Annotated in this window: 3 protein-coding genes and 1 pseudogene; all 4 read right to left on the bottom strand. The window is 46.7% G+C overall.

The genetic code is table 11. From position 1 onward, the window contains the following. Positions 1 to 537, bottom strand: a pseudogene (locus C5684_RS08935) (hypothetical protein); the annotation flags it as partial. After that, the gene (locus C5684_RS08940) at positions 534 to 1,220 is read right to left on the bottom strand and encodes a TrmH family RNA methyltransferase (protein ID WP_104638752.1); all 687 of its coding nucleotides are present in this window, start codon (positions 1,218 to 1,220) and stop codon (positions 534 to 536) included. The pseudogene C5684_RS08935 and the gene C5684_RS08940, both read right to left, overlap by 4 nt. Further along, on the bottom strand, positions 1,221 to 2,078 hold the full coding sequence (rsmI, locus tag C5684_RS08945) for a 16S rRNA (cytidine(1402)-2'-O)-methyltransferase (RefSeq protein WP_104640088.1): 858 nt from the start codon (positions 2,076 to 2,078) through the stop codon (positions 1,221 to 1,223). Further along, a complete protein-coding gene (gene rpmE / locus C5684_RS08950; protein WP_006017939.1) occupies positions 2,078 to 2,281 on the bottom strand; it encodes a 50S ribosomal protein L31 in 204 nt (67 codons plus the stop codon). The genes rsmI and rpmE overlap by 1 nt, the downstream gene beginning before the upstream one ends. Between the last annotated feature and the right edge of the window lie 179 nt (positions 2,282 to 2,460).

A 2,460-nucleotide genomic window follows, 5' to 3' on the forward strand; every position in this document is an offset into this window, starting at 1 on the left:
AGCATGGGGGGGGGCTTCCTCTAGGGTAGGGATATTAGGGCTTTCTTGGGTGATCTGGGTGTGGGTTTGGGGGCTAAAGGTCTTAGAGGTTTTATAATAGGTGTAAATCCCTACGCTTAGAATCGCCAAAGCCACTAAGGGGAGGATAAAATACCATTTTGGCGTTTTTTCGGGCTCAAAAGAGGGGATTTCTGCGGGGTCTTTCACACGGCTAGAATCCAAAAAGGGCGAGGGGAGCGGGGCTTGTGGCTCTTGGGGTTTGGCAGTGTGGGTGTTGTCTAGCTCAGGGGAGGACTTGGCAAAAAAATGCTTGTCATATTCGACCATCCAGTGGCTCAAATCCACTTGGTATTCTTTTTGCAAAATCTGTAAAAACCCCATCGCATGCACGCGTTGCAAGGTGTCAAACTTCTTTTGGTAAATGGCTTCTAATTTATTAATGGCAATGCGTGTCGTTTGGGATACTTCTTTAATATCCTTTTCTTGCAAAAATGCCAGTGTTTTGTCTAATGCCTCTAGTTTTTCCTTTTCATTCATCCTCTCACCCTATCCATCAAAATTGCCCCCGCTACGCTCACATTAAGCGAATCCATCTTGCCCTGCATTTTAATCTGCACGCAACAATCCATCTTGTCTAAAATCCTAGAGCCCAAGCCCTCCCCCTCGCTCCCCAAAAAGAGTGCTACTCTCTTAGCAAAGACAACCCCCCTAACATCTTGCCCTTGCAAGTGTGCCCCATAACAACTCACCCCCGCCCCTTTCAACTCACAAATGGTGTCTAGGACATTCTTACGCACACAAAAGGGCACATCATAGAGCGCGCCCAAGCTAGAGCGCACCAAGCCCTCATAGGGCATAGAAGTATCCAAGATCACCCCCTCAAAGCCCAAACCCGCCACGCTCCTAAAAAGCGCGCCCACATTCCCCACATCGCTTAAACCACACAGCACTAAGATTTTATTAAACTGCTTGATTTCCTCCAAAGTGCTCAGTTTGGGGGGCACAACTTGGGCTAAAAAACCTTGGTGGTTATTCCCCTTAGCCATCGCTTGGGCTTTTTTAAAATCTAATGCAACAATTTGGCTCGCATAACGCCTTTTGTGGGCTTTAAACAAATTAAAAAGCTTCCTATCCACCTCTCTAGCCAAATAAAAAATAGAGATAGACTGGGGGTAATGCGTGAGCATGTGCAACACCACTTGTTTGCCAAAAACCACCATTTAACCCTCTTTGCGTGTGGGTGTATAGACTTCTTTAGGGCTAACCCCTAGCATTTTTGCCACAAGTTTGGCTTTGATCTTAGGGGGTAGCTCCATCTGCTCAATGCTTGATAGAGGCAAACTAGGTTCGCGCTTCTCCCTATTCTCCAACACCAACACCCATTCGCCTTGCAAGGACTTACGCCCCAAAGCCTTAATTTGTTGGGACACCTCCAAGACATTCCCTTTAAAAAAGCGTTCATGGAGCTTGGTCATCTCCTTAATGGCAAAAAGCACGCTTTGGGGGGCAAGCTGTGCTAGATCCTCTAGGGTGTCTAGCAAGCGCTGCGGGCTCTCATAAAAGATTAACACGGGAGGCTGGCTAGCTAACAAATGGGCAATTTTGGCGCGCCGATCGTTAAGCTTGGGGGGCAAAAACCCCACAAAATAAAATTCTGCTAACTCAAACCCGCTCGCACTATAAGCACCCACGCATGCACTCGCCCCGGGCAAGACTTCATAGGCAATCTTGTGTTCTTGGGCGAAACTAACTAATTTAGCCCCCGGATCGCTCACACAGGGCATGCCCGCATCGCTAGCAAAGATCACATGCTGATCGTGAAAAAAAGAGGGCTCTATTTGCTTTAAAAATGTCTCTTGGTTGTGGGAGTGGAAAGACATAAAAGGCTTCTGTTTAAGGGGTTTGGAACTGGTTTGTAAGATGCCCCGTGCCCATGTTTGTTGTTCTAATAAAAAGAGGAGTCGCTTGGTGATGCGGACATCCTCGCACAAGAGCACATCGCAACCAACCAAAGCCTCCAAAGCACGCCAAGTCATGTCTTTCAAGTTGCCAATGGGTGTCGGCAAGAGAGTGAGCACTACTGCATTTTGTATTTTTGTTTGAAGCGCTCCACACGCCCGGTGGTGTCCGCGATCTTGTCGCTCCCGGTGTAAAAAGGATGGCAAAAACTAGAAATATCGATTCTAAGTTCGCTCTTTGTGCTCAAAACCTCAATTTCTTTCCCGCTGGTCACACAAGTTACTTTGCAAGGCACATACTCCGGATGGATTCCCTTTTTCACGCATTCTCCTAAAAAGATTTTTAAAATTATATCTAATCTTTGCTTAGTTTTGAGAGGATCGTTTTTTGTGCTGTATTGATTATTTGGGCAACCCGGACACAAATAATTTGCGATCCCCAATCTCTATAACCACATTTTAAGCCAACATGTGGCACACACCACCTTAAGGAGAACCCCCC

The sequence above is a fragment of the Helicobacter bizzozeronii genome (assembly GCF_900196775.1).
Taxonomy (GTDB): Bacteria; Campylobacterota; Campylobacteria; order Campylobacterales; family Helicobacteraceae; genus Helicobacter; species Helicobacter bizzozeronii.

Coding starts and splice junctions, on each gene's coding strand:
- C5684_RS08940 (WP_104638752.1), bottom strand. CDS start 1,220: ATGGTGGTTTTTGGCAAACAAGTGGTGTTGCACATGCTCACGCATTAC.